Origin of the sequence: Streptomyces sp. NPDC004327, assembly GCF_042873935.1 — a bacterium.
Classification (GTDB): Bacteria; Actinomycetota; Actinomycetes; order Streptomycetales; family Streptomycetaceae; genus Streptomyces.
Genome location: NZ_JBIAME010000008.1, coordinates 450,091 through 471,137, shown reverse-complemented (window position 1 = coordinate 471,137; position 21,047 = coordinate 450,091). Strand labels below are relative to the sequence as shown.

Genomic DNA, 21,047 nt, shown 5'->3' with positions numbered 1-21,047 from the left:
CGCCCGGTTACATTCCGAACCCGGAAGCTAAGCCTTTCAGCGCCGATGGTACTGCAGGGGGGACCCTGTGGGAGAGTAGGACGCCGCCGAACAATATTTCAGGACCCCTGGTCCCAGCGTTCACGCTGGGACCAGGGGTCCTTTTGTTTTTCCTTGAATTTGTTGAAACGCGCGTCGGTCCGCCGGCTGCGCGAGAATGACTGCAGTACCCGAAGACAGGAGTCACGCCGATGTCCACCAACTCTCCCGACGACCGTCCGGAGCGTGAGCCGCGCCGCCGGGACGGTGGCGACCGGGGCGGCTTCCGTGGGCCGCGCCGTGACGACAACCGTGGCGGCGGTGGCTACCGCGGCCGCGACGAGCGTCCCTCGTACCCCCGTCGCGATGACCGCCGTGATGACCGTCGTGACGACAACCGCGGCGGTGGTTTCCGCCGCGACGACCGCCGTGACGACCGCCGTGACGACCGTCCGTCGTACCCGCGCCGCGATGACAACCGTGGCGGCGACAACCGTGGTGGCGGTGGCTACCGCGGCCGCGATGAGCGTCCCTCGTACCCGCGCCGTGACGACCGCCGTGACGACCGGCCTTCGTTCCGTCGCGACGATCGCCGTGATGACCGTCGTGACGACAACCGCGGTGGCGGTTTCCGTCGTGACGAGCGCCGTGACGACCGTCCGTCGTACCCCCGTCGTGACGACCGCCGCGATGACAACCGTGGTGGCGGCTTCCGCCGCGACGACCGTCCCTCGTACCCGCGCCGCGACGACCGTCGTGATGACCGTCGTGATGACAACCGTGGCGGTGGCTTCCGTCGCGACGAGCGTCGTGACGACCGTCGTGACGACCGTCCGTCGTACCCGCGCCGTGACGACCGCCGCGATGACAACCGTGGTGGCGGCTTCCGCCGCGACGACCGTCCCTCGTACCCGCGCCGCGACGAGCGTCCTTCGTTCCCCCGCCGCGACGACCGGCGCGACGAGCGTCCCTCGTACCCCCGTCGTGACGACCGGCGCGATGACCGCCGTGATGACCGTCGCGACGACAACCGTGGCGGTGGCTTCCGCCGCGACGACCGTCGTGACGAGCGCCGTGACGACCGCCGCGACGACCGTCCGTCGTACCCGCGCCGTGACGACCGCCGCGATGACAGCCGTGGCGGCGACAACCGCGGTGGCGGTGGCTACCGCGGCCGTGACGAGCGTCCCTCGTACCCGCGCCGTGACGACCGTCGTGACGACAGCCGTGGCGGTGGCTACCGCGGTCGCGACGACCGGGGTGGCTACCGGGGCGGTCGCGACGACCGGCCTTCGTTCCGCCGCGATGACCGCGGGGACCGGGCGCCGCTGAAGCGCCTGCCGATCCCGCCGGAGGTCACCGGTGAGGAGATCGACCCGGACGTGCGGCAGGAGCTGATGAGCCTGCCGAAGGGGCTGGCCGACGACGTCGCCCGCAACCTCGTCATGGTCGCCCAGCTGATCGACGACGAGCCGGAGAAGGCGTACGAGTACTCGCGCGTCGCGCTGCGTCTCGCGTCCCGCGTCGCCGCCGTCCGCGAGGCGGCCGGCTTCGCCGCGTACGCGACGCAGAAGTACTCCGAGGCGCTGGCCGAGTTCCGTGCCGCGCGGCGGATGACCGGCAGCGTGGAGCTGTGGCCCGTCATGGCGGACTGCGAGCGCGGCCTCGGCCGTCCGGAGCGGGCCCTCGCCATGGCCGGTGAGCCCGAGGTGCAGAAGCTGGACCGGGCCGGGCAGGTCGAGATGCGGCTCGTGGCCGCCGGCGCCCGCCGGGACATGGACCAGCTCGACGCGGCCATCGTGACCCTGCAGAGCCCCGAGCTGGCGTCCAGCGCCAACCACCCGTGGACGGCGCGCCTGCGGTACGCGTACGCCGACGCGCTGCTCGCGGCCGGCCGCGAGCAGGAGGCGCGCGAGTGGTTCGCGAAGGCCCTGGAGGCCGACAAGGACGGCTCCACGGACGCCTCCGACCGGCTCGCCGAGCTGGACGGTGTCGAGTTCGTCGACGCCTTCGACGAGTCGGAGGGCGCGGAGGACGACGTCCGGAACGAGGCCCTGGCCGACGACGCTGAGGACTCCGAGGACTCCGAGGACTCCGAGGACGCTGAGGGCTCCGAGGGCGACAAGAGCTGACGTTCCGCGCACACGCGCACACACGAAGGGCGGCACCCCGGCAGGGGTGCCGCCCTTCGGCGTATCAGGGGGTCGGTCAGTCCAGCGCCAGGCTCCGCAGCACCAGGCCCGTCGCCGGCTTCGGACCGAAGGAGGTCGACTTGCGGGGCATCGTGACGCCCTGGCGGGCCAGGTCCCGTACGACCTCCTCCTTCACCGGGTGCATCAGGACGGCCGTGCCGCCGCGGCGCTCGGCCTGGGCGACGGCCGCGGCCGCGTCGTGGATGTAGGCGATGTCCTCGGGGTCGTCCGGGATGTGCCAGACGTGGTCCAGGAGGGTGGCGTGCAGCACGGTGGCGTCCAGGGTGCGCCACAGCTCGGGGCGGTCGGTGCGGACCGTGCGGGCCAGGAGCGCCGGGTCGGGGCGGTCGAGGAGGTGGAAGGCGCCGTCGCCGGCGAGGACGAAGGCGTTGCCCTCGGCGCTCGCGGTGGCCAGGGCCTCCTGGGCGGCGGAGAGCGGGCCGTCTATCCGGGTGACGCGGAAGGCGTCGCCGACGGCGGCGAGCGCGTCGGCGACCGGGAGCCGGCTGAGCAGCCGGTGGATGGCGCGGACCCGCAGCGGATAACGGACGGTGTCGACGAGGAGGACCAGGCCGTGGTTCCAGGGGCCGGGCACGGTGTGCTCGTCGCGCAGCCGGAGATAGGTCGCCCAGCGGTGGTGGCCGTCGGCGATGAGGGCCTGGTGGCGGAGGAGTTCGGTGGCGACGGCGGTGAGGTCGGCCGGGTTGGTGACCGCCCAGAGGCGGTGCCGGATGCCGTCCTCGGTGGTGGTGCACAGCAGCGGCTCGCGCTCGGCGACCCGCTCGACGACGGCGCCCGCGCCGTCTCCGTCACCGCGGTAGGTGAGGAGCAGCGGGTCCAGATTGGCGGCCGTGGTGCGCATGAGCGCGGCGCGGTCCTCGACGACGTGCGGCATGACGTCCTCGTGGGGCAGGACGATGCCCTCGTCGGGGGTGGAGAGTTCGAGGGCGCCGATGAGGCCGCGCTGGAGGAAGTCCTTGCCGCGCTGCTCGTACACGTAGAGCGCGGGGTCGGGGTCCGGGGCGAGGATGCCGTCCGCGATCCACCGGTCGAGGGTGACGGCGGCCTTGCGGTGGCGGGTGCCGGCGGTGATGGCCTGCGGGAGGATCAGCCGGACGATGTTGTGCGGGTCGAGCGACTCCAGGTGGTGCAGTCCGTCGGGCCGGACGACGACGTCGTACGGCGGGGAGGTCACGGCGGCGAGGCTGCCGACCCGTTCGGGGACGTACCTGAGGCCCCGGAAGGGGCTCAGGCGGAGACCGGGGGCGCGGACGTCGTCGGCCGCGTGACCTGAGGTGTTCATCTCGTCATCGTATGTGGGCAGTGGCCATGAGCGATGATCGGGGGAGCGGGGATTTACCTCGGCGATGTGAGGAGTACATGACGATGACGGGATTCGGCCAGGCTCGACAGGGCAGGAACCGGCCGGGTGGCAGTGCGCGCGCGTTGAGCGAGGCGTACGACACGGCGCTGCTCGACCTGGACGGGGTCGTCTACTACGCGGGCGGGCACGCGATCCCGTACGCCGTCGAGGCCCTCGGGGCGGCCCGGGCGGGCGGGATGCACCTGGCGTACGTCACCAACAACGCGCTGCGGACGCCCGACACGGTCGCGGCGCATCTGACGGAGCTCGGGCTGCCGACCGGGCCGGCGGACGTGATCACCTCGGCGCAGGCGGTGGCCCGGCTGGTCGCCGACGAGGTGCCGCCGGGGTCGCGGGTCCTGCTGATCGGCGGCGAGGGGCTGCGGGTGGCGCTGCTCGAACGGGGTCTGGTGCCGGTGGATTCGGCGGACGACGACCCGGTGGCGGTGGTGCAGGGTTACGGAGGCCCGGAGACGCCGTGGAGCCGGTTCGCGGAGGCGAGTTACGCGGTGGGGCGCGGGCTGCCCTGGTACGCGTCGAACACCGACCTGACCGTTCCCACCGCGCGGGGGATCGGGCCGGGCACCGGCGCGGCGATCGAGGTTGTCCGGATCGCCACCGGTGCCGAGCCGAGGGTCGCGGGCAAGCCGTTGCCGCCGATGCACCGCGAGACGGTGCTGCGGACCGGGGCCGAGCGGCCGCTGGTGGTCGGGGACCGGCTGGACACGGACATCGAGGGGGCGTTCAACGGGGGCGTGGACTCGCTGCTCGTGCTGACCGGTGTGACGGACGTGGCGGCGCTGCTCGCGGCGGTGCCGGAGCACCGGCCGACGTATGTGGCGGCGGACCTGCGGGGGCTGCTGGTGCCGCAGCCCGAGGTGGCCGACGGCGCGGACGGGGCGTTCTGGTGCGGCGGCTGGACGGCTTCGGTGAGCGGGGGAGCGCTGCTCCTGGACTCCGTGGGACCGGACTCCGCGGGACCGGACTCCGTGGGGTCTGACTCCACGGAGCGGGGGCTCGATCCGCTGGACGGTGTACGGGCACTGTGCGCGGCCGCCTGGACGGAGGCCGGGGCCGGGGCGTGCGGCCTGGACGCGACGAAGGCGCTGGAGCGGCTGGGCCTCGGGTGACGTGAGACGCCGGTGGCTCCGGTCACGTGAGACTCCGGTGACGTGGGAGGTGCGGGGCGTGAACCCTTCGGGGGCGCGCCCCGTACCCGTACCCGTATGTACCTGTGCTCCGCCCCGGTCCCGTACCGCGTACCGGGAAGCGTCGGTCTTGCGAGGGTAGGCTAACCTAACCTCGTGTTGGTCGAGAGTCCCTCCCGTGCGAGCGCGGAGTCGACCGGCCCCGACCGGAATCCGGCGCGCCGCACCTCGTTGCGGGCCCTGGGTCTGGTCGCGGCCGTCGGGGTCCTGCTGCTGGTCTGTGTCCTGAGCATCATGATCGGTACCAAGCCGGTGCCGCTCGCCGACGTGTGGCACGGCCTGTTCCACAACAGCGGCATCCGCAACGACGTCGTCATCCACGACGTGCGCGTGCCCCGCACCCTGCTCGGGCTGCTCGTCGGGCTCGCCCTCGGCCTCTCCGGCGCCGTCATGCAGGGCCTCACCCGCAATCCGCTCGCCGAGCCCGGACTGCTCGGCGTCAACGCCGGTGCCACCGCGGCCGTCGTCTCCGCGATCGCCTTCTTCGGGATCACGGACGTCGACGCCTACGTGTGGTTCGCGTTCGCCGGCGCCGCCGTCGTCTCCGTCCTCGTGTACGTCCTCGGCGGCAGCCGCGGCGCCACACCCGTCCGCCTCGCGCTCGCCGGCACCGCGGCGACCGCCGCCCTGTACGGCTACGTCAACGCCGTACAGCTGCTGAACGCGGCGGCCTTGGACCGGCTGCGCTTCTGGACCGTCGGTTCGCTCGCCTCCGCGAACGCCGACACCGTCGCCCGGGTCGCCCCCTTCATCCTCGTCGGCGCCGTCCTCGCGCTGCTCATCGCCCGGCCGCTGAACGCCATGGAGCTGGGCGACGACACCGCCCGCGCGCTCGGCACGCACCTCAACCGGACCCGGATCACCGCCATGGCCGCCGTCACCCTGATGTGCGGCGCGGCGACCGCCGCCTGCGGGCCGATCGTGTTCCTCGGCCTGATGGTCCCGTACATCGTGCGGTCGGTCACCGGACCCGACATGCGGTGGATCCTTCCGTACGCGGCCGTGCTCTCGCCCGTGCTGCTGCTCGGCTCCGACGTCATCGGCCGGGTCGTCGCCCGGCCCGGCGAACTCCAGGTCGGCATCGTGACCGCGCTCGTCGGCGGACCCGTCTTCATCCACCTCGTCCGCCGCAAGAGGATGGCCCAGCTGTGACGACCAGGACCCTCCGGACCGGCGGCGGTCTCTCCGTACGCTACGAGCCGCGCGCCCTCGTCAGCGTGCTCGGCCTGCTCGTCGTCGCGCTCGTCATGGCGGTCGTGCTCATCGGCAGCGGCGACTACCCGCTCGCCCCGGGCGACGTCGTCCGCACGCTGCTCGGCGACGGCACGCCCGTGCAGGAGTTCGCCGTGATGGACCTGCGACTGCCGCGCGTCCTCGTCGGCGTCCTCGTGGGCGCCGCGCTCGGCATCGGTGGCGCGGTCTTCCAGGCGATCTCCCGCAACCCGCTCGGCAGTCCCGACGTCATCGGCTTCGGACAGGGCTCCGCGGTCGGCGCGCTCGTCGTCATCATCCTCTTCCAGGGCAGCGCCCTGGCCGCCGCCGGCGGCGCGATCGCCGGCGGACTCGTCACGGCCGTCGCGATCTATCTGCTCGCCTGGAAGCGCGGCGTGCACGGCTACCGGCTCGTGCTCGTCGGCATCGGCGCCGCCGCGATGCTCACCGCCGTCGTCCAGTACCTGCTCACCAAGGGACGGCTGGTCGACGCGACCCGCGCGGTGGTGTGGATCACGGGCTCGCTGGACGGGCGGGACTGGGACCAGTTCTGGCCACTGCTCGCCGTCAGCTGCGTGCTGCTGCCGCTGATCCTCGGACACGGGCGGGCGCTGCGGATGCTGGAGATGGGCGACGACGCCGCGTACGCGCTCGGCGTCAAGGTCGAGCGCACCCGAATCGTGCTCATGGGCGCGGCCGTGCTGCTCGTGGCCGTCGCCACCGCCGCGGCCGGCCCCATCGTCTTCGTCTCGCTCAGCGCGCCCCAGCTGGCCCGCCGGCTGACCCGCTCGCCCGGGCCGAACCTGGCCGCGTCCGCGCTGATGGGCACGGCGGTGCTGCTCGTGGCCGACTGGGCCGCCACGCACGCGTTCGGCGAGCGGCAGCTGCCGGTGGGCGTGGTGACGGGGGTGCTCGGCGGGTGCTACCTGCTGTGGCTGCTCGTCAGCGAGCGGAAGGCGGGCCGGGTATGACCGGGCCGGACACCACCGCGACCACGACCACCACCGAGACCAAGACCGCGACCGTGACCGCGACCGCGACCACGACCGCGACCACGACCAAGACCGGAGAAGGAAACAGGAACATGGGTATGGACGGGTCGCAGTCCCCGCGGCTGAGCGCCGAGTCGGTCACGCTCGCCTACGACCAGCGGGTCATCGCCCGGGAGCTGTCCGTCGCGATCCCCGACAACTCCTTCACGGTCATCGTCGGCCCCAACGCCTGCGGCAAGTCCACGCTGCTGCGCGCGCTGTCCCGGATGCTCAAGCCCACCCAAGGGCGGGTGCTGCTCGACGGGCAGGCGATCCACTCGATGCCCGCGAAGAAGGTCGCCCGGACCCTCGGGCTGCTCCCGCAGTCCTCCGTCGCGCCCGACGGCATCACCGTCGCCGACCTCGTCGCCCGCGGCCGCTACCCGCACCAGGGCCTCCTGCGCCAGTGGTCGCCCGAGGACGAGCGGATCGTCCGGGAGTCGATGGCCGCGACGGGCGTCGCCGAACTGGCCGAGCGGTACGTCGACGAGCTGTCCGGCGGCCAGCGGCAGCGCGTCTGGATCGCGATGGCCCTCGCCCAGCAGACGCCACTGCTGCTGCTCGACGAGCCGACCACCTTCCTCGACATCCAGCACCAGATCGACGTCCTCGACCTGTGCGCCGAGCTCCACGAGACCCAGGGCCGCACCCTCGTCGCCGTGCTGCACGACCTCAACCACGCGGCCCGGTACGCCACCCACCTCATCGCCTGCCGCGGCGGCGAGGTCGTCGCCGAGGGCCCGCCGAACGAGATCGTCACCGCCGAACTCGTCGAGCACGTCTTCGGGCTGCGCTGCCAGGTCATCGAGGACCCGGAGACCGGGACGCCTCTGGTGGTGCCGGCCGCCCGGCAGGCGCGGCGGCCCGCCGCCCTGCAGCCGTCCTAGGCTCCCCGTCCTGGTCGCTCACCGCGGCGGTCAAGGGCTCAAGGCGCTCACGGTGCTCAAGTTGCTCAAGCCGCTCAAGGCGTTCACAGCAGCGAGCGCAGGCGCAGCAGATCGCGGAAGCCCGCCTCCAGGCCCACCCGGCCCGAGGCCCACGCCTTGGCGAAATTCAGCCGCCCGTCGACCATCGCCACCAGGTCGTCGCCGGTCATCCGCAGCCGGATCTGCGCCTTCGCGGGCGGCGGGCCGGCCACCGTGTCCTCGACCTCGATACGGCCGTCGGCCAGGCGGCCGGTGAACGTCGTGTCGAGGTCCGTGAGGTGGCAGCTCAGGGTGCGGTCGAAGGCGGCCGCGCCGCGCACCTTGCCGTCCGCCGCCGCCAGATTGTCCGAAAGCCTGCTCAGTGCCGCACGGCACTCCGTGATCGTCGCCATCGCGGTCGACGCTACCGCAGCGCGCTTCGGGGTAGCGTCGGGGCATGAGCGATGCGACACCCGCAGGCCCGCCGGAGGAGCCACCGGAGCAGGCGTCCGCGGATCGGGCGTCCGCGGATCGGGCGTGCCCTGATCCGGCGCAGGTCTACCCGGCTCAGGTCTACCCGGCTCAGGTCTACCCGGCTCAGGGCGACGAGGCTCAGGGCGACGAGGCTCAGGCCGACCCGTACCGGGCCGCCGGGCCCGCGCCGCTCGGGGTCGTACGGACGCCCACCGGGCGCCCGGCCGTCGACGCGCTGCTCGACCGGCTCGCCGCCGCGGACGACCTCACGTCGGACGGACACCCCGACGTGTACGAGGATGTACACCGTGGGCTGCGCGCCGAGCTGACCGCGCTCGACGCCGCGCCCGCCCCCGCACCCCGTCCGTACGACAACAGGAGCTGAACCGAACGTGGCAGGACCGGCACGCCGCCGTCTCGACGCCGAGCTGGTACGGCGCAAGCTGGCGCGGTCGCGCGAGCACGCCAGCCAGCTGATCGCCGCGGGCCGGGTGACCGTCGGCAAGACCGTCGCCACCAAGCCCGCCACCCAGGTCGAGACCGCCGCGGCCATCGTCGTCGCGCAGGACGACAACGACCCCGACTACGTGTCGCGCGGCGGCCACAAGCTGGCCGGCGCGTTCGCCGCGTTCGTGCCGCAGGGGCTGGTCGTCGAGGGCCGGCGCGCCCTCGACGCGGGCGCGTCCACCGGCGGCTTCACCGACGTGCTGCTGCGCGCCGGCGCCGCCCACGTCGTGGCCGTCGACGTCGGCTACGGGCAGCTGGCCTGGTCGCTGCAGAGCGACGAGCGGGTCACCGTCAAGGACCGCACCAACGTGCGCGAGATGACCCTCGACGACATCGACGGCATCCCCGTCGACCTCGTCGTCGGCGACCTCTCCTTCATCCCGCTCGGGCTCGTGCTGCCCGCCCTCGTCGCCTGCACGGCGCCGGACGCGGACCTGGTCCTGATGGTCAAGCCGCAGTTCGAGGTCGGCAAGGAGCGGCTCGGCTCGGGCGGAGTGGTGCGCAGCGCCGAACTGCGCGCCGACGCCGTCAAGGACGTGGCCCGGCGGGCCGGCGAACTCGGCCTCGGTGTCGTCGGCGTCACCGCGAGCCCGCTGCCCGGCCCGTCCGGCAACGTCGAGTACTTTCTGTGGCTGCGGGCCGGGGCGCCCGCGCTGGATCCGGCGGATGTCGACCGCGCCGTGGCGGAAGGACCTCGTTGAGCACACCTCCGAGCACCTCAACCCAGAACACCGAGGGCAGCCGCACTGTCTTCCTGCTCGCGCACACCGGGCGGCCGGCCGCGGTGCGCAGCGCCGAACTCGTCGTCCTCGGCCTGCTGCGCAGCGGCATCGGCGTCCGCGTCCTGGAGGCGGAAGCCGCCGACCTGCCGCTGCCGCCGGCCGTCGAGCAGGTCCCCGACGACTGCCGGAACGCCCTCGACGGCTGTGAACTCCTCGTCGTCCTCGGCGGCGACGGCACGCTGCTGCGCGGCGCCGAGTTCTCCCGCGCCTCCGGCGTGCCGATGCTCGGGGTCAACCTCGGCCGGGTCGGCTTCCTCGCCGAGGCCGAGCGCGACGACCTCGACAAGGTCGTCGACCGCGTCGTCACGAAGGCGTACGAGGTCGAGGAGCGGATGACGCTCGACGTCGCCGTCTACGAGAACGGCGACGTGCTGTACCGCGACTGGGCGCTCAACGAGGCCGCCGTGCAGAAGGTGTCCCCCGAGCGGATGCTGGAGGTCGTCCTCGCCATCGACGGCCGGCCCGTGACCGGCTTCGGCTGCGACGGCGTCATCTGCGCGACGCCGACCGGCTCTACCGCGTACGCCTTCTCCGCCGGCGGCCCGGTGATCTGGCCCGAGGTCGAGGCGCTCCTCATGGTCCCGATCGGCGCGCACGCGCTGTTCGCCAAGCCGCTCGTCACCACCCCCGACTCGGTCCTCGCCGTCGAGGTCGAGCCGCACACGCCGCACGGCGTCCTGTGGTGCGACGGCCGCCGCACGGTCGAACTCCCGGCCGGCGCCCGCGTCGAGATCCGCCGCGGCGCCGTTCCGGTCCGCCTGGCCCGGCTCCACCACGCGTCCTTCACCGACCGGCTGGTCGCGAAGTTCGCCCTGCCGGTGTCGGGGTGGCGCGGCGCGCCGCACTAGCCGCCGCGGCGGCCGGGGAGAAGATTCCCGGGGCCGGGCCGGGCCGGGCCGTCCCGGCCGCTCCTCCTGCCTCGACCTCGCCGCCCCCGCCGCCCCCCGCCGCCCAAGGCGGCCCGCGCGGTCCCGCCCCCGCCGCCCCGCCGCCCCCACCCCCGCGAGTGACATCGGTCCCATCCGACCTGCGGGTTCGCCTTCGGGCGGCAGGGGCCGTCGCACATCGGTGCCCCGACCTCGTATGGTCTTCTCCGTGTTGGAGGAGATGCGGATACGGTCGCTCGGGGTCATCGACGACGCGGTCGTCGAGCTGTCGCCCGGGTTCACCGCGGTGACCGGCGAGACCGGTGCGGGCAAGACCATGGTCGTGACCAGCCTCGGGCTGCTGCTCGGGGGACGCGCCGATCCGGCGCTCGTGCGGATCGGGGCGGGGGCGGCAGTCGTCGAGGGGCGCATCACGCTGCCGCCGGGCGCGCCGGTCGTGGCGCGGGCCGAGGAGGCGGGGGCGGAGCTCGACGAGGGCGCGCTGCTCGTCACTCGTACCGTGTCCGCCGAAGGACGCTCCCGTGCGCACCTGGGCGGGCGTTCCGTGCCCGTCGGCGTGCTCGCGGAGCTCGCCGACGAGCTGGTGGCCGTGCACGGCCAGACGGACCAGCAGGGCCTGCTGAAGCCGGCCCGGCAGCGCGGGGCGCTCGACCGGTACGCGGGGGAGGCGGTGTCCGGGCCGCTGGCCGCGTACGGCGAGGCGTACAAGCGGCTGCGGGCCGTCACCGCCGAGCTGGAGGAGATCACCACGCGCGCCCGGGAGCGGGCGCAGGAGGCGGATCTGCTGCGCTTCGGGCTCGGCGAGATCGAGGCGGTCGAGCCGCGGCCCGGTGAGGACGTGGAGCTGGCCGCCGAGGCGGAGCGGCTCGGGCACGCCGAGGCGCTGGCGTCGGCCGCCGCGCTCGCCCACGCCGCGCTCGCCGGGCAGCCGGAGGACCCGGAGGCCGTGGACGCGACGACGCTCGTCGCGGGCGCGGGCCGGGCCCTGGAGGCCGTACGGGCGCACGATCCGGCGCTCGCGGCGCTCGCCGAGCGGATGGGGGAGATCTCCATCCTGCTGTCGGACGTGGCCGGGGAACTCGCCGGGTACGCCGACAACCTGGACGCCGACCCGATCCGGCTCTCCGCCGTCGAGGAGCGCCGCGCCGCGCTCACCCAGCTGACCCGCAAGTACGGCGAGGACATCACGGCCGTCCTCGCTTGGGCCGAGCAGAGCGCGTCGCGGCTCGTCGAGCTGGACGGCGACGACGAGCGCGTCGACGAGCTGACCGCCGAGCGCGACCGGCTGCGCGACGAGCTGTCGGCGCTCGCGCAGCGGCTCACCGACGCCCGTACGGAGGCGGCCGACCGTTTCGCCGAGGCGGTCACCGCCGAGCTGGCCTCGCTCGCCATGCCCCACGCGCGCGTGTCGTTCGCGATCCGGCAGACCGAGGACCCGGACGGCGTCGAGGTGGGCGGCCGCCGGGTCGCGTACACGCCGTCCGGCGCCGACGAGGTCGAGCTGCTGCTCGCCCCGCACCCGGGCGCGCCGCCGCGGCCGATCGCGAAGGGCGCGTCGGGCGGTGAGCTGTCCCGCGTGATGCTCGCCGTCGAGGTCGTCTTCGCCGGTACGGACCCGGTGCCGACGTACCTCTTCGACGAGGTCGACGCGGGCGTCGGCGGCAAGGCGGCGGTCGAGATCGGCCGCCGGCTCGCCAAGCTCGCCAGGACCGCGCAGGTCGTCGTCGTCACCCACCTGCCGCAGGTGGCGGCCTTCGCCGACCGTCAGCTGCTCGTCGAGAAGACCAACGACGGCTCCGTCACCCGCTCGGGCGTCACCGTCCTGGAGGGTGAGGACCGGGTCCGCGAACTCTCCCGGATGCTCGCCGGCCAGGAGGACTCGGAGACGGCGCGGGCGCACGCCGAGGAACTGCTCGCGGCCGCACGGGCCGACGCCTGATGGGGCGGTTCGGCGCCGCCTCGGTGGCGGCGGGGGTGAGCCGGGCCGCGTACGAGGGACTGCGGCGGCTCGGCTCCCGTGAGCCGCGCTGGGAGCGGACCAACCACGCCGGGCGGGCCGTCGGCCTGTACGCCGGGCCCGCGACCGCCCTCGGGGCCGCCGCCGGGACCGCGGCGGCCGGCGCCGGGGCCGGGGGAGCGGCGGGGGTGCTCGCGGTGCTCGGCGCGGGGGCGTGCGGGGCGTACGACGACGCGTACGGCGACCACCGGCGCGGATTCCGGGCCCACCTGGCGGCGCTGCGGGCCGGCGAGGTGACCAGCGGGGCCGTCAAGCTGTTCGGGATCGGCGCCGCCGGGCTCGTGGCCGGGGCGCTGCTCAAGGAACGGCCCCTCGACAAGGTGCTCGCCGGTGTCGTCGTCGCCGGCACCGCGCATCTCGTCAACCTGGTGGACGTACGGCCCGGGCGGGCCGGGCTCGTCGTGCTCGGACTCTCGGCTCCCGGGCTGCTGCGCACACCGCTGGCCGCCGCCCCCGTCGGCGCCGTCGCGGCCGTGCTCGGCGACGACCTGGCCGAGCGGACCATGCTCGGCGACACCGGCGCCCACGCGCTCGGCGCGGCCGTCGGCACGGCGATCGCCGCGTCCAACGGGCGGCTCGGGCTCGCGGTCCACGCGGCCGGGCTCGTCGCGGCCGCCGCGTACGCCGAGATCCGCTGACCCGGTGACTGGTCTGTGACCGACCCGGCCACCCGGTCATCCGGTCGGCCATCCGTGCTTTCGGAAGGTCCCGGTGATCTTCACTCGTGTGGGTGATCCCGGCCGGTAAGTTGGGTTCACCGACACGGTATCGACGCGACTTCGGTGCCGGAACGTGCGTACGGACTGGCATCCTTGGGCGCGTGACACAGCTCCGTACGGTCCAAGTGCTGGGCGGCGGCAGCGCGGGAAGCAGCGCCCACGTCAGATCACTTGCCTCGGGGCTCGTGGCGAGGGGCGTGCGGGTGACCGTGTGCGCCCCTCCCGAACTCGACCACGTCTACGACTTCGCCGGCGCCGGCGCGCACTTCGTCCCCGTGGCGAGCGTCGGCGCGCTGCGCAACGCCTGCATCGGCGCCGACGTCGTCCACGCGCACAACCTCGACGCCTCCGTGCGGGCCTCGCTCGCGCTGTCCGCGTTCCCCGTGCCGCGCACCCCGCTCGTCACCACCTGGCACACCCGCAGCCGGCTCGCGGGCGCCCGCGCCCGGCTCGTCCGGCTCCTCGAACGACGGGCCGCGCGGGCGGCGTCCGTCGTCCTCGGCACCTCCTCCGAACTCGTCGACCGGGCCCGGCGGCGCGGCGCCCGCGACGCCCGCCTCGCCCCCGTGACCGTCCCCGCCTGCCACGCCCCGGTCTGCCTCCACGACGGCAAGGCCCGCGCCGAACTCGGCGCCGTCGACCGGCCGTTGCTGATGGCCGTCGGCGCGCTGGAACCGGGGCGTGGGTACGGGATGCTGCTCGACGCCGCGCGGGTGTGGCGCGGGCTCGACCCGCAGCCGCTGCTCGTCATCGCGGGCGAGGGCCCCGAACGGGCCGCGCTCCAGCGGCGGATCGAGGCGGAGGAGCTCGGTGTCCAGCTCATCGGCCGCCGCGAGGACGTCGCGGAGCTGCTCGCCGCAGCGGACGTCGCGGTGCTCCCGTCGCGCTGGGAGGCCCGCTCCCTGCTGGCCCAGGAGGCCCTGCGGCTCGGCGTGCCGCTCGTCGCGACGGCGGTCGGCGGGGTCCCCGAACTGGTCGGCGACGCGGCGGAACTGGTGCCGTACGGGGACGCGGACGCCATGGCCGAGGCGGTGCGCGGGCTGCTGGACGACGCGGACCGGCGGATGGACCTGGCGGCGGCGGGCCGGGTGCAGGCGAGGACGTGGCCGACGGAGGACGAGACGGTGGCGCACGTGCTGAGCGTGTACGACGAGCTGACGGGGCGGTGAGGGGCGGGCCCTGGCCTGCTCCGCCGGAGCTGGGACGGTGGGCGGGGCAGGGATTCCTCACCCACCCCGCCCTCACCTGGCGCCGCCCCCTCCACGGCTCAGCCCGTGTGCCCCCTCCACGGCTCAGCCCGTGTGCCGCCTCGCCCTCAGTGCCAGGCTCAGTGCCAGGACCGTCTGCGGGTCGTCCAGGTCCGTGCCCAGGAGTTCCGAGATCCTCGCCAGGCGGTTGTAGAGCGTCTGGCGGTTGAGGTGGAGTTCGCGGGCGGTTTCGGCCTTGCGGCCCGCGTGGGCGAGGTAGGTCTCCAGGGTGGGCAGGAGCGGGGGCCGGGAGGTGCGGTCGTGGTCGCGGAGCGGGCCGATGGCGCGGTCGACGAAGGCCGCGAGGTCGGGGTGGTCGCGCAGGCGCCACAGGAGCAGGTCGGTGTCGAGGCGGCGGGCGTCGTACCAGGGCAGATCGCTGAGGCCCTGGGCCGCCGTCGCGGTCTCCGCCGCGTGGCGCAGGCCCGCCGAGGCCGCCGCCCAGCCGCCGGCGACGCCGACCACCACGACCGGCGGGTGGACGCCGGCACGCTCCAGGCCGGCCCGCTCCACGCCGGCGCGCAGCGCCGCCGCGACCCGGTCCGCGACCGCCGTGCGCTCCGACTCCGAGCGCAGGCCCAGCAGGAGGGGGACCCGGCCCTCCACCGGGCGGACGCCCAGCAGCACCGGGACGCCGACCGCCGAGAGCTCCTCCAGGACCGCCCGCGCGAGCAGCGCCCAGTTGCCCGACGGGGAGAGCTCCGAGGCGAGCCGCATCACCACCGGAAGGAGCGGGCCGTCGCCGGGCTTGAAGCCGAGGACCCGGGCCTGCGCGGGCGCGTCGTCCGCCGCGATCCGGCCCTCGGCGAGGTCGGTGAGGAAGTCGCCGCGGCCGCGCGCGGCCAGCTCCTCCTCCTGCCTGGCCTGCATCAGGACGACGGCCAGGAGCCCCGCCGCCCGCTCCGTCGCCATGCGGTGGACCGGCGAGAGAGGGCCCGAGACGGACAGGAGGACCAGGCGGGCCCGGACCGACGCGCTGCCCGGGCCTCCCCCAGCCTTCGGCCGGGGGGACCCCCAGCCCGGCACGTCCACGAGGACCGCGCCCGTCGGCGGCCCCGACTCGCGCGCCGCCCGCTGCCCGCGCAGCCCGTCCCACACCTGGAGCGGGTCGGCCGGCTCGGACTCGGTGCCGGCCGCGTACAGGAGCTGGCCGTCGGCCGTCTCCAGGAACACCGGGTTGAGCGCGAAGTCCGCGAGGATCCGCAGCACCTGCGGCACCCCGCCGCCGCCGAGCAGCGCCTCGGTGCACTGGCGGTGGACCTCCTCGGCCTGCCGGAGCAGGGCGTAGTGGCCGTTGACGATCTCGGTGTGGATCTCCTCCGTGACGGCGACGAAGGGCACCTCGCGGTGCAGCTGGACGAGCGGCAGGCCCGCGGCCCGCGCCGTCTCGACGATCGTCGCGGGCAGCCGCGCGAACCGCGGGCCCAGCTCCACCACCAGCGCGGCGATGCCCCGCTCCGCGAGCCGCCGGACGAAGGCGCGCTGCTCCGCCGGGCGGGTGCCGAGCCCCATGCCGGTGGTGAGCAGCAGCTCGCCGCCCTTGAGCAGTGAGGCGATGTTCGGCACCTCGCCGGCGTGCACCCAGCGCACGGTGCGTTGCAGCCGGTCGGCGCCCGCGACGACCTCGGGGAGTCCGCCGCGCAGCCCCGGGAGCTCCAGCGCCCGCTGCACGGTGATCCCGCCCTGACTTTCCATGGACATGAGCGGACGCTACCCGCCGACCCCGGCACCGCGACATCACCTGGACGTCAGCGGTGCGGACAGTTCGTACACCCGGGCGACAACTCGTCGTCCCCTGGCGGGATTTGTGCGACCGCATGTCGATTGTGTCCTACGTCACTCGCGAGGATGCTCTCGCGCCATGGCAGAGAACCCCACCCCGGCCTCCCGCCCCACGGGGCAGCAGGCTCCTCAGGTCCAGCGGCTCAAGGCGAACTCCGTCGGTCTCGTCGGCGTCGTGTTCATGGCGGTCGCGACCGCCGCGCCGATCACCGCGATGACCGGAAACCTCCCCATCGCCGTCGGCTTCGGCAACGGCACCGGCGCTCCCGCCGGCTATCTCTTCGCGACCGTCGTGCTGACCGTCTTCTCCGTCGGCTACGTCGCCATGGCCAAGCGGATCACCGCCGCCGGCGCCTTCTACGGCTACATCTCGCACGGCCTCGGCCGGATCGCCGGCATGGCCTCCGGCATGCTCGCCGTCCTCGCGTACATCGTCTTCGAGGCCTCGATCGTCGGCGTCTTCGCCTACTTCGCCAAGACGACCGTGGCCGCCCAGCTCGGCGTGGACCTGCCGTGGATCGGCTACGCGGCGGTGATGCTCGCGGTCACCGCCGTCCTGTCGTACTTCGACATCAACCTCACCGCGAAGGCGCTCGGCGTGATGCTGGTCGCCGAGATCGCCGTCCTCTTCGCCGTGGCCACCGCCGTCCTGATCGCCGGCGGCGGCCCCGACGGCATCCCCGTCTCGCCGGTCAACCCGAAGAACGCCTTCACCGGCGCCTCCGCCGGCCTCGGCCTCTTCTTCGCCTTCTGGTCGTGGGTCGGCTTCGAGTCGACCGCGATGTACGGCGAGGAGTCGCGCGACCCCAAGCGGGTCATCCCGCGTGCCACGCTCGTCTCCGTCGTCGGCGTCGGCCTCTTCTACATCTACGTGTCGTGGATGACGATCGCCGGCAACGGCCTGGCCGGCTCGGTCAAGCTGGCCGCCTCCGCCGCGCCGCTCGACCTGTTCTTCGCGCCCACGAAGTCCTTCATCGGCGGCTGGGCCGTCGACGCCTTCCAGTGGCTGCTGCTCACCGGCTCCTTCGCCTGCGGCATGGCCTTCCACCAGTGCGCGGCCCGCTATCTCTACGCCATCGGCCGCGAGGGCTTCCTGCACCCGGCGCTCGGCCGCACCCACCGGCGGCACGGCTCGCCGTACATCGCCTCCTTCGTGCAGAGCGTGATCGCCGTCGTGCTCGTCGGCGCCTTCTGGCTGACCGGCCAGGACCCGTACATCCACCTCTACACGCTGCTCGCGATCCTCGGCACGATGGCGATCCTCATCGTGCAGACCCTCTGCTCCTTCGCCGTCATCGGCTATTTCCGCAAGAACCACCCCGAGGACCGGCACTGGTTCAGGACCTTCACCGCACCGCTCCTCGGCGGCATCGGCATGATCGCCGTCGTCGTCCTCCTCGTCCTGAACATGGAGACGGCGGCCGGACTCGCCGCCGACTCCCTGTTCTTCAAGGCCATTCCGTGGACCGTCGGCGTCGTCTTCGTCGGCGGCCTCGGCCTCGGCGTCTTCCTCAAGCTCCGGCGTCCCGAGCGCTACGAGATCATCGGCCGGATCGTCCTGGAGGACGCCGCCGAGCGCACCGGCGACAGCAGCACGCCGAGCCCCACACAGGTCGCACACAGCTGACACCCCACCCCTCCAGGAGCGCCCCATGGCACGCACCAACCCGATGCACCTCCTGAAGCGCCTCGCCGCCGAGCACGCCGACGCCCGACGGCTCCGCCTCCCCGTCGACGAACTGCGGGAGCTGAGGAAGGACGCCCTCGGGCGCCGCACCCTCCTCAAGTACGCCGCCGCCGCGGGTCTCGCCGTCTCCGCGGGCACCGCCGTCGCCGCCCCGGCCACCGCCCGCGCCGTCACCCCCGCCCGAGTGGCCGTCGTCGGAGCCGGCATCGCCGGGCTCACCGCGGCCCTGACCCTCCAGGACGCCGGCCTCTCCCCGGTGCTCTACGAAGCCGACCCCGCCCGCGTCGGCGGCCGGATGTTCACCCAGCGCGCGCACTGGGCGTACGGGCAGACCTCCGAGATCGGCGGCGAGCTCATCGACACCGGCCACAAGAAGATGCTGGAGCTCTGCCGCCGCTTCGGCCTCGCCGTCGAGGACTTCCTCGGCGGCGGGCCCAACGGCGCGGAGGAAGTCCTCTGGTTCGACGGCGGCTACTACCCGCGCGCCCAGGCCGACGAGGACTTCAACGCCGTCTACCAGCAGCTCCACCGCGATCTGCTCGACGCCGGCGAGGTGACGTGGAACCGGACCACGCCCACCGGCACCGCCCTCGACAACATGACGCTGTACGACTGGATCGACAGCCGGGTCCCCGGCGGGCACACCTCACGGCTCGGCCGCTTCCTCGACGTCGCCTACAACGTCGAGTACGGCGCCGACACCACCGACCAGTCGGCGCTCGCCCTCGTCCTGCTGATGGGCTACCAGACCAATCCCGGCAACTTCAACATCTGGGGCCTGTCCAACGAGCGGTACCACATCGTCGGCGGCAACGACCGCCTCCCGAACGCCATCGCCGGGGCACTGAACCCCGGCACCCTGCGCAGGGGCTGGGCGCTCGACGCCGTACGGGCCAACCCCGACGGCACCCAGACGCTCACCTTCACCGAGGCAGGCGCCACTCGGACCGTCACCGCCGACCACACCGTCCTGTGCGTGCCGCTGCCGGTCCTCCAGCGGCTCGACCTCACCCGGGCCGGCTTCGACCCGCTGATGACCAGCCTGCTCCGGGACGCCCGGATGGGCTACTGCACCAAGCTCAACATGCAGTTCGCCACCCGCCCCTGGCGCGGCACCGGCCCCTGGCCCGGGGTCTCCGCCGGGGACTGCTTCACCGACGGCCGGGTGCAGCAGACCTGGGACACCACCAAGGTCCAGGGCGGCACCGGCGGCATCCTCCTCCAGTACGGCGGCGGCAGCCTCGCCCGCGCCCTCGCCCCCGCGGGGCCGTTCAACACCGAGTCCGACCCGTACGTACGCGACCTCGCCGCGCGTTACCTGAAAGACGTCGACGCCTTCTTCCCGGGCGCGTCCGTCGCCTTCACCGGCCGCGCCCAGCTGTCCGCGTGGCACCTCGACCCGTACGCGCTCGGCGCCTACTCGTACTGGCCGGTGGGCTACCTCCACCGTTACGCCGGCTACGAGGGCACCGCCCAGGGCAACGTCCACATCGGCGGCGAGCACTGCTCCTACGACTTCCAGGGCTACATGGAGGGCGGCGCGACCGAGGGCGAGCGGGCCGCGAAGGAGGTGATCGCCGCCCTCGGCCGGCCTTAGGGCCTGACGGCTCAGGACGCGGCCGGCGCGATGTTGTGGTTGAAGCGGAAGACGTTGTCGGGGTCGAACTCGGCCTTGACCCGGGCCAGGCGCCGGTAGTTGTCGGCGCCGAAGCCCGCCACCACCCGCTGCTGACCCTCGTCGCCCGTGAAATTCAGGTAGACGGCGCCGATCGACCACGGCTGCGCGTCGGCCCGCACGTCCTTCACCCAGCGGATCGCCCGTTCGTCGTCCGCCGGGTCCTCCCACACCCCGAAGGGGTGGACGGCCCAGGCTGCCGAGCGGTACGGGACCGGGTAGCCGGAGGGTCCGCGGGCGACCTGGCCGCCCAGCGGGAACAGCACGTGCTGCATGCCCGAGGGCACGATCATCCCGGCCGAGCGGGCGCAGAACACGTCCACCGCCGTGTCCGGGAACCCCGACAGGTACTCCGCCGACCAGTAGTTCCGCATCCCCGGCGGGTCGTCCAGCATGCACTGGAAGTCGGCGTACGGCATGTCCATCACCATCTCGACCGACGGCTTCAGTGCGAACAGCGGTGCCGCGAACTCCTGTGCCTCGGCCACCGGGCCGGCCCAGGTCACCAGGGCGCCGCTGAGCAGCGTGCCCTGCAGCTCCGCGGGGATGAACTCCTCCGGCGGCGCGTTGAGGTAGATCCCGCCGCCGCCCGCCTGGTCCGGCGCGCCTTCGAGCAGGTCCCGGTAGCCCCGGATGACCTCGGGCCCCGCCTCCGACGGGAACAGCAGCATCACGAAGCCGAACTCGGGCAGCGGATGCACCCGCAGCGTCATCGAGGTCACCACGCCGAAGTTCCCGCCGCCGCCGTGCAGCGCCCAGAACAGCTCCGCGTTCTCCTCGGCGTCCGCGTGCACGTGCTTGCCCTCGGCCGTGACCAGCTCCACGGCGAGCAGGTTGTCGCAGGCCAGCCCGAACCTGCGCTCCAGCCAGCCCGAACCGCCGCCCAGCACGAAGCCGCCGAGGCCCGTCGTGGACGCCCGGCCGCCGGTCACCGCCACGTGGAACGGCTGGCACGCCCGGTCCAGGTGACTCATCGTCGCCCCGCCCTCGGCACGTACCGTCATGTGCTCCGGATCGCAGACCACCGCGTGCATCCGGCGCAGGTCCACCACGAGTCCGCCGTCGTTCAGCGCCGACCCGGCCACACTGTGGCCGCCGCCGCGCACCGCGATCGGCAGCTCCGCCTGCCGGCCGAAGACCACCGCGTTGGAGACGTCCTCCGGGGTCGCGCACTGGGCGATGACCGCGGGGCGCCGGTCGATCATCGCGTTGAAGACGACCCGGGCCTCGTCGTACCCCGGATCGTCGGGAGTGAACACCTCGCCCGCCAGATCCTCGCGCAGACCGGCGAGCAGGCTGTCCGGAACGGTGATGGTCCGGGGAGCCATGGGATGCCCCCCT

At 73.9% G+C, this 21,047-nt stretch carries 18 protein-coding genes and 1 rRNA gene; 15 read left to right on the top strand and 4 right to left on the bottom strand.

Annotation, left to right across the window (positions count from 1 at the left end; all coding sequences use genetic code 11):
- The 3 genes from rrf to ACFYU9_RS28240 form a co-directional block, all read left to right on the top strand.
- Positions 1–92 (top strand): 5S ribosomal RNA (gene rrf / locus ACFYU9_RS28250); the annotation flags it as partial.
- Positions 93–264: 172 nt separating this feature from the next.
- Entirely contained in the window at positions 265–1,350 is a 1,086-nt protein-coding gene (locus ACFYU9_RS28245; RefSeq protein ID WP_389346522.1) for a hypothetical protein, read from the top strand.
- Between the two features lie 5 nt (positions 1,351–1,355).
- A complete protein-coding gene (locus ACFYU9_RS28240; protein WP_389346520.1) occupies positions 1,356–2,150 on the top strand; it encodes a hypothetical protein in 795 nt (264 codons plus the stop codon).
- A gap of 76 nt (positions 2,151–2,226) precedes the next feature.
- On the opposite strand, the gene ACFYU9_RS28235 is transcribed toward ACFYU9_RS28240, so the two are convergent.
- Positions 2,227–3,513: a DUF1015 family protein gene (locus ACFYU9_RS28235; protein ID WP_389212384.1), complete on the bottom strand. Its 1,287-nt coding sequence runs from the start codon at positions 3,511–3,513 to the stop codon at positions 2,227–2,229.
- A 77-nt stretch (positions 3,514–3,590) separates the two neighbouring features.
- Here ACFYU9_RS28235 and ACFYU9_RS28230 point away from each other — a divergent pair, with 77 nt between their 5' ends.
- The 4 genes from ACFYU9_RS28230 (at position 3,591) to ACFYU9_RS28215 (ending at position 7,911) form a co-directional block, all read left to right on the top strand.
- Positions 3,591–4,703: an HAD hydrolase-like protein gene (locus ACFYU9_RS28230; protein WP_389346496.1), complete on the top strand. Its 1,113-nt coding sequence runs from the start codon at positions 3,591–3,593 to the stop codon at positions 4,701–4,703.
- Positions 4,704–4,877: 174 nt separating this feature from the next.
- Positions 4,878–5,933: a FecCD family ABC transporter permease gene (locus ACFYU9_RS28225; RefSeq protein ID WP_389346494.1), complete on the top strand. Its 1,056-nt coding sequence runs from the start codon at positions 4,878–4,880 to the stop codon at positions 5,931–5,933.
- The gene (locus ACFYU9_RS28220) at positions 5,930–6,964 is read left to right on the top strand and encodes a FecCD family ABC transporter permease (protein WP_389212389.1); all 1,035 of its coding nucleotides are present in this window, start codon (positions 5,930–5,932) and stop codon (positions 6,962–6,964) included. Before ACFYU9_RS28225 ends, ACFYU9_RS28220 begins: the two co-directional genes overlap by 4 nt.
- Before the next feature lie 119 nt (positions 6,965–7,083).
- Positions 7,084–7,911, top strand: coding sequence for an ABC transporter ATP-binding protein (locus ACFYU9_RS28215; protein ID WP_389213092.1), 828 nt, complete (start codon positions 7,084–7,086; stop codon positions 7,909–7,911).
- An 83-nt stretch (positions 7,912–7,994) separates the two neighbouring features.
- Here the strand turns inward: ACFYU9_RS28215 and ACFYU9_RS28210 are convergent, their stop codons facing one another.
- Positions 7,995–8,342 (bottom strand): SCP2 sterol-binding domain-containing protein, encoded by a 348-nt coding sequence (locus ACFYU9_RS28210; RefSeq protein WP_389212391.1) that lies wholly within the window; start codon positions 8,340–8,342, stop codon positions 7,995–7,997.
- Between the two features lie 44 nt (positions 8,343–8,386).
- On the opposite strand from ACFYU9_RS28210, the gene ACFYU9_RS28205 reads away from it, so the two are divergent.
- The 6 genes from ACFYU9_RS28205 to ACFYU9_RS28180 all read left to right on the top strand — a co-directional run bounded on the left by ACFYU9_RS28205 (position 8,387) and on the right by ACFYU9_RS28180 (position 14,484).
- Positions 8,387–8,788: a hypothetical protein gene (locus ACFYU9_RS28205; protein WP_389346492.1), complete on the top strand. Its 402-nt coding sequence runs from the start codon at positions 8,387–8,389 to the stop codon at positions 8,786–8,788.
- 7 nt (positions 8,789–8,795) lie between these two features.
- Positions 8,796–9,611 (top strand): TlyA family RNA methyltransferase, encoded by an 816-nt coding sequence (locus ACFYU9_RS28200; RefSeq protein ID WP_389212395.1) that lies wholly within the window; start codon positions 8,796–8,798, stop codon positions 9,609–9,611.
- Entirely contained in the window at positions 9,608–10,540 is a 933-nt protein-coding gene (locus tag ACFYU9_RS28195) for an NAD kinase (RefSeq protein ID WP_389346490.1), read from the top strand. The genes ACFYU9_RS28200 and ACFYU9_RS28195 overlap by 4 nt, the downstream gene beginning before the upstream one ends.
- A 235-nt stretch (positions 10,541–10,775) precedes the next feature.
- The gene (gene recN, locus ACFYU9_RS28190; RefSeq protein WP_389213094.1) at positions 10,776–12,518 is read left to right on the top strand and encodes a DNA repair protein RecN; all 1,743 of its coding nucleotides are present in this window, start codon (positions 10,776–10,778) and stop codon (positions 12,516–12,518) included.
- Positions 12,518–13,234: a hypothetical protein gene (locus tag ACFYU9_RS28185; protein ID WP_389346488.1), complete on the top strand. Its 717-nt coding sequence runs from the start codon at positions 12,518–12,520 to the stop codon at positions 13,232–13,234. The genes recN and ACFYU9_RS28185 overlap by 1 nt, the downstream gene beginning before the upstream one ends.
- A gap of 182 nt (positions 13,235–13,416) precedes the next feature.
- Positions 13,417–14,484, top strand: coding sequence for a glycosyltransferase family 4 protein (locus ACFYU9_RS28180; RefSeq protein ID WP_389346486.1), 1,068 nt, complete (start codon positions 13,417–13,419; stop codon positions 14,482–14,484).
- A gap of 123 nt (positions 14,485–14,607) precedes the next feature.
- Here the strand turns inward: ACFYU9_RS28180 and ACFYU9_RS28175 are convergent, their stop codons facing one another.
- Positions 14,608–16,257 (bottom strand): PucR family transcriptional regulator, encoded by a 1,650-nt coding sequence (locus ACFYU9_RS28175; RefSeq protein ID WP_389213096.1) that lies wholly within the window; start codon positions 16,255–16,257, stop codon positions 14,608–14,610.
- Positions 16,258–16,423: 166 nt separating this feature from the next.
- Here ACFYU9_RS28175 and ACFYU9_RS28170 point away from each other — a divergent pair, with 166 nt between their 5' ends.
- Both ACFYU9_RS28170 and ACFYU9_RS28165 read left to right on the top strand, forming a co-directional pair.
- Positions 16,424–17,971, top strand: coding sequence for an APC family permease (locus ACFYU9_RS28170; protein WP_389212402.1), 1,548 nt, complete (start codon positions 16,424–16,426; stop codon positions 17,969–17,971).
- 25 nt (positions 17,972–17,996) lie between these two features.
- Entirely contained in the window at positions 17,997–19,628 is a 1,632-nt protein-coding gene (locus ACFYU9_RS28165; protein WP_389346484.1) for a flavin monoamine oxidase family protein, read from the top strand.
- Positions 19,629–19,639: 11 nt separating this feature from the next.
- Here ACFYU9_RS28165 and ACFYU9_RS28160 read toward each other — a convergent pair whose 3' ends face one another.
- A complete protein-coding gene (locus tag ACFYU9_RS28160) occupies positions 19,640–21,034 on the bottom strand; it encodes an FAD-binding oxidoreductase (RefSeq protein WP_389212406.1) in 1,395 nt (464 codons plus the stop codon).
- Positions 21,035–21,047: the final 13 nt, after the last annotated feature.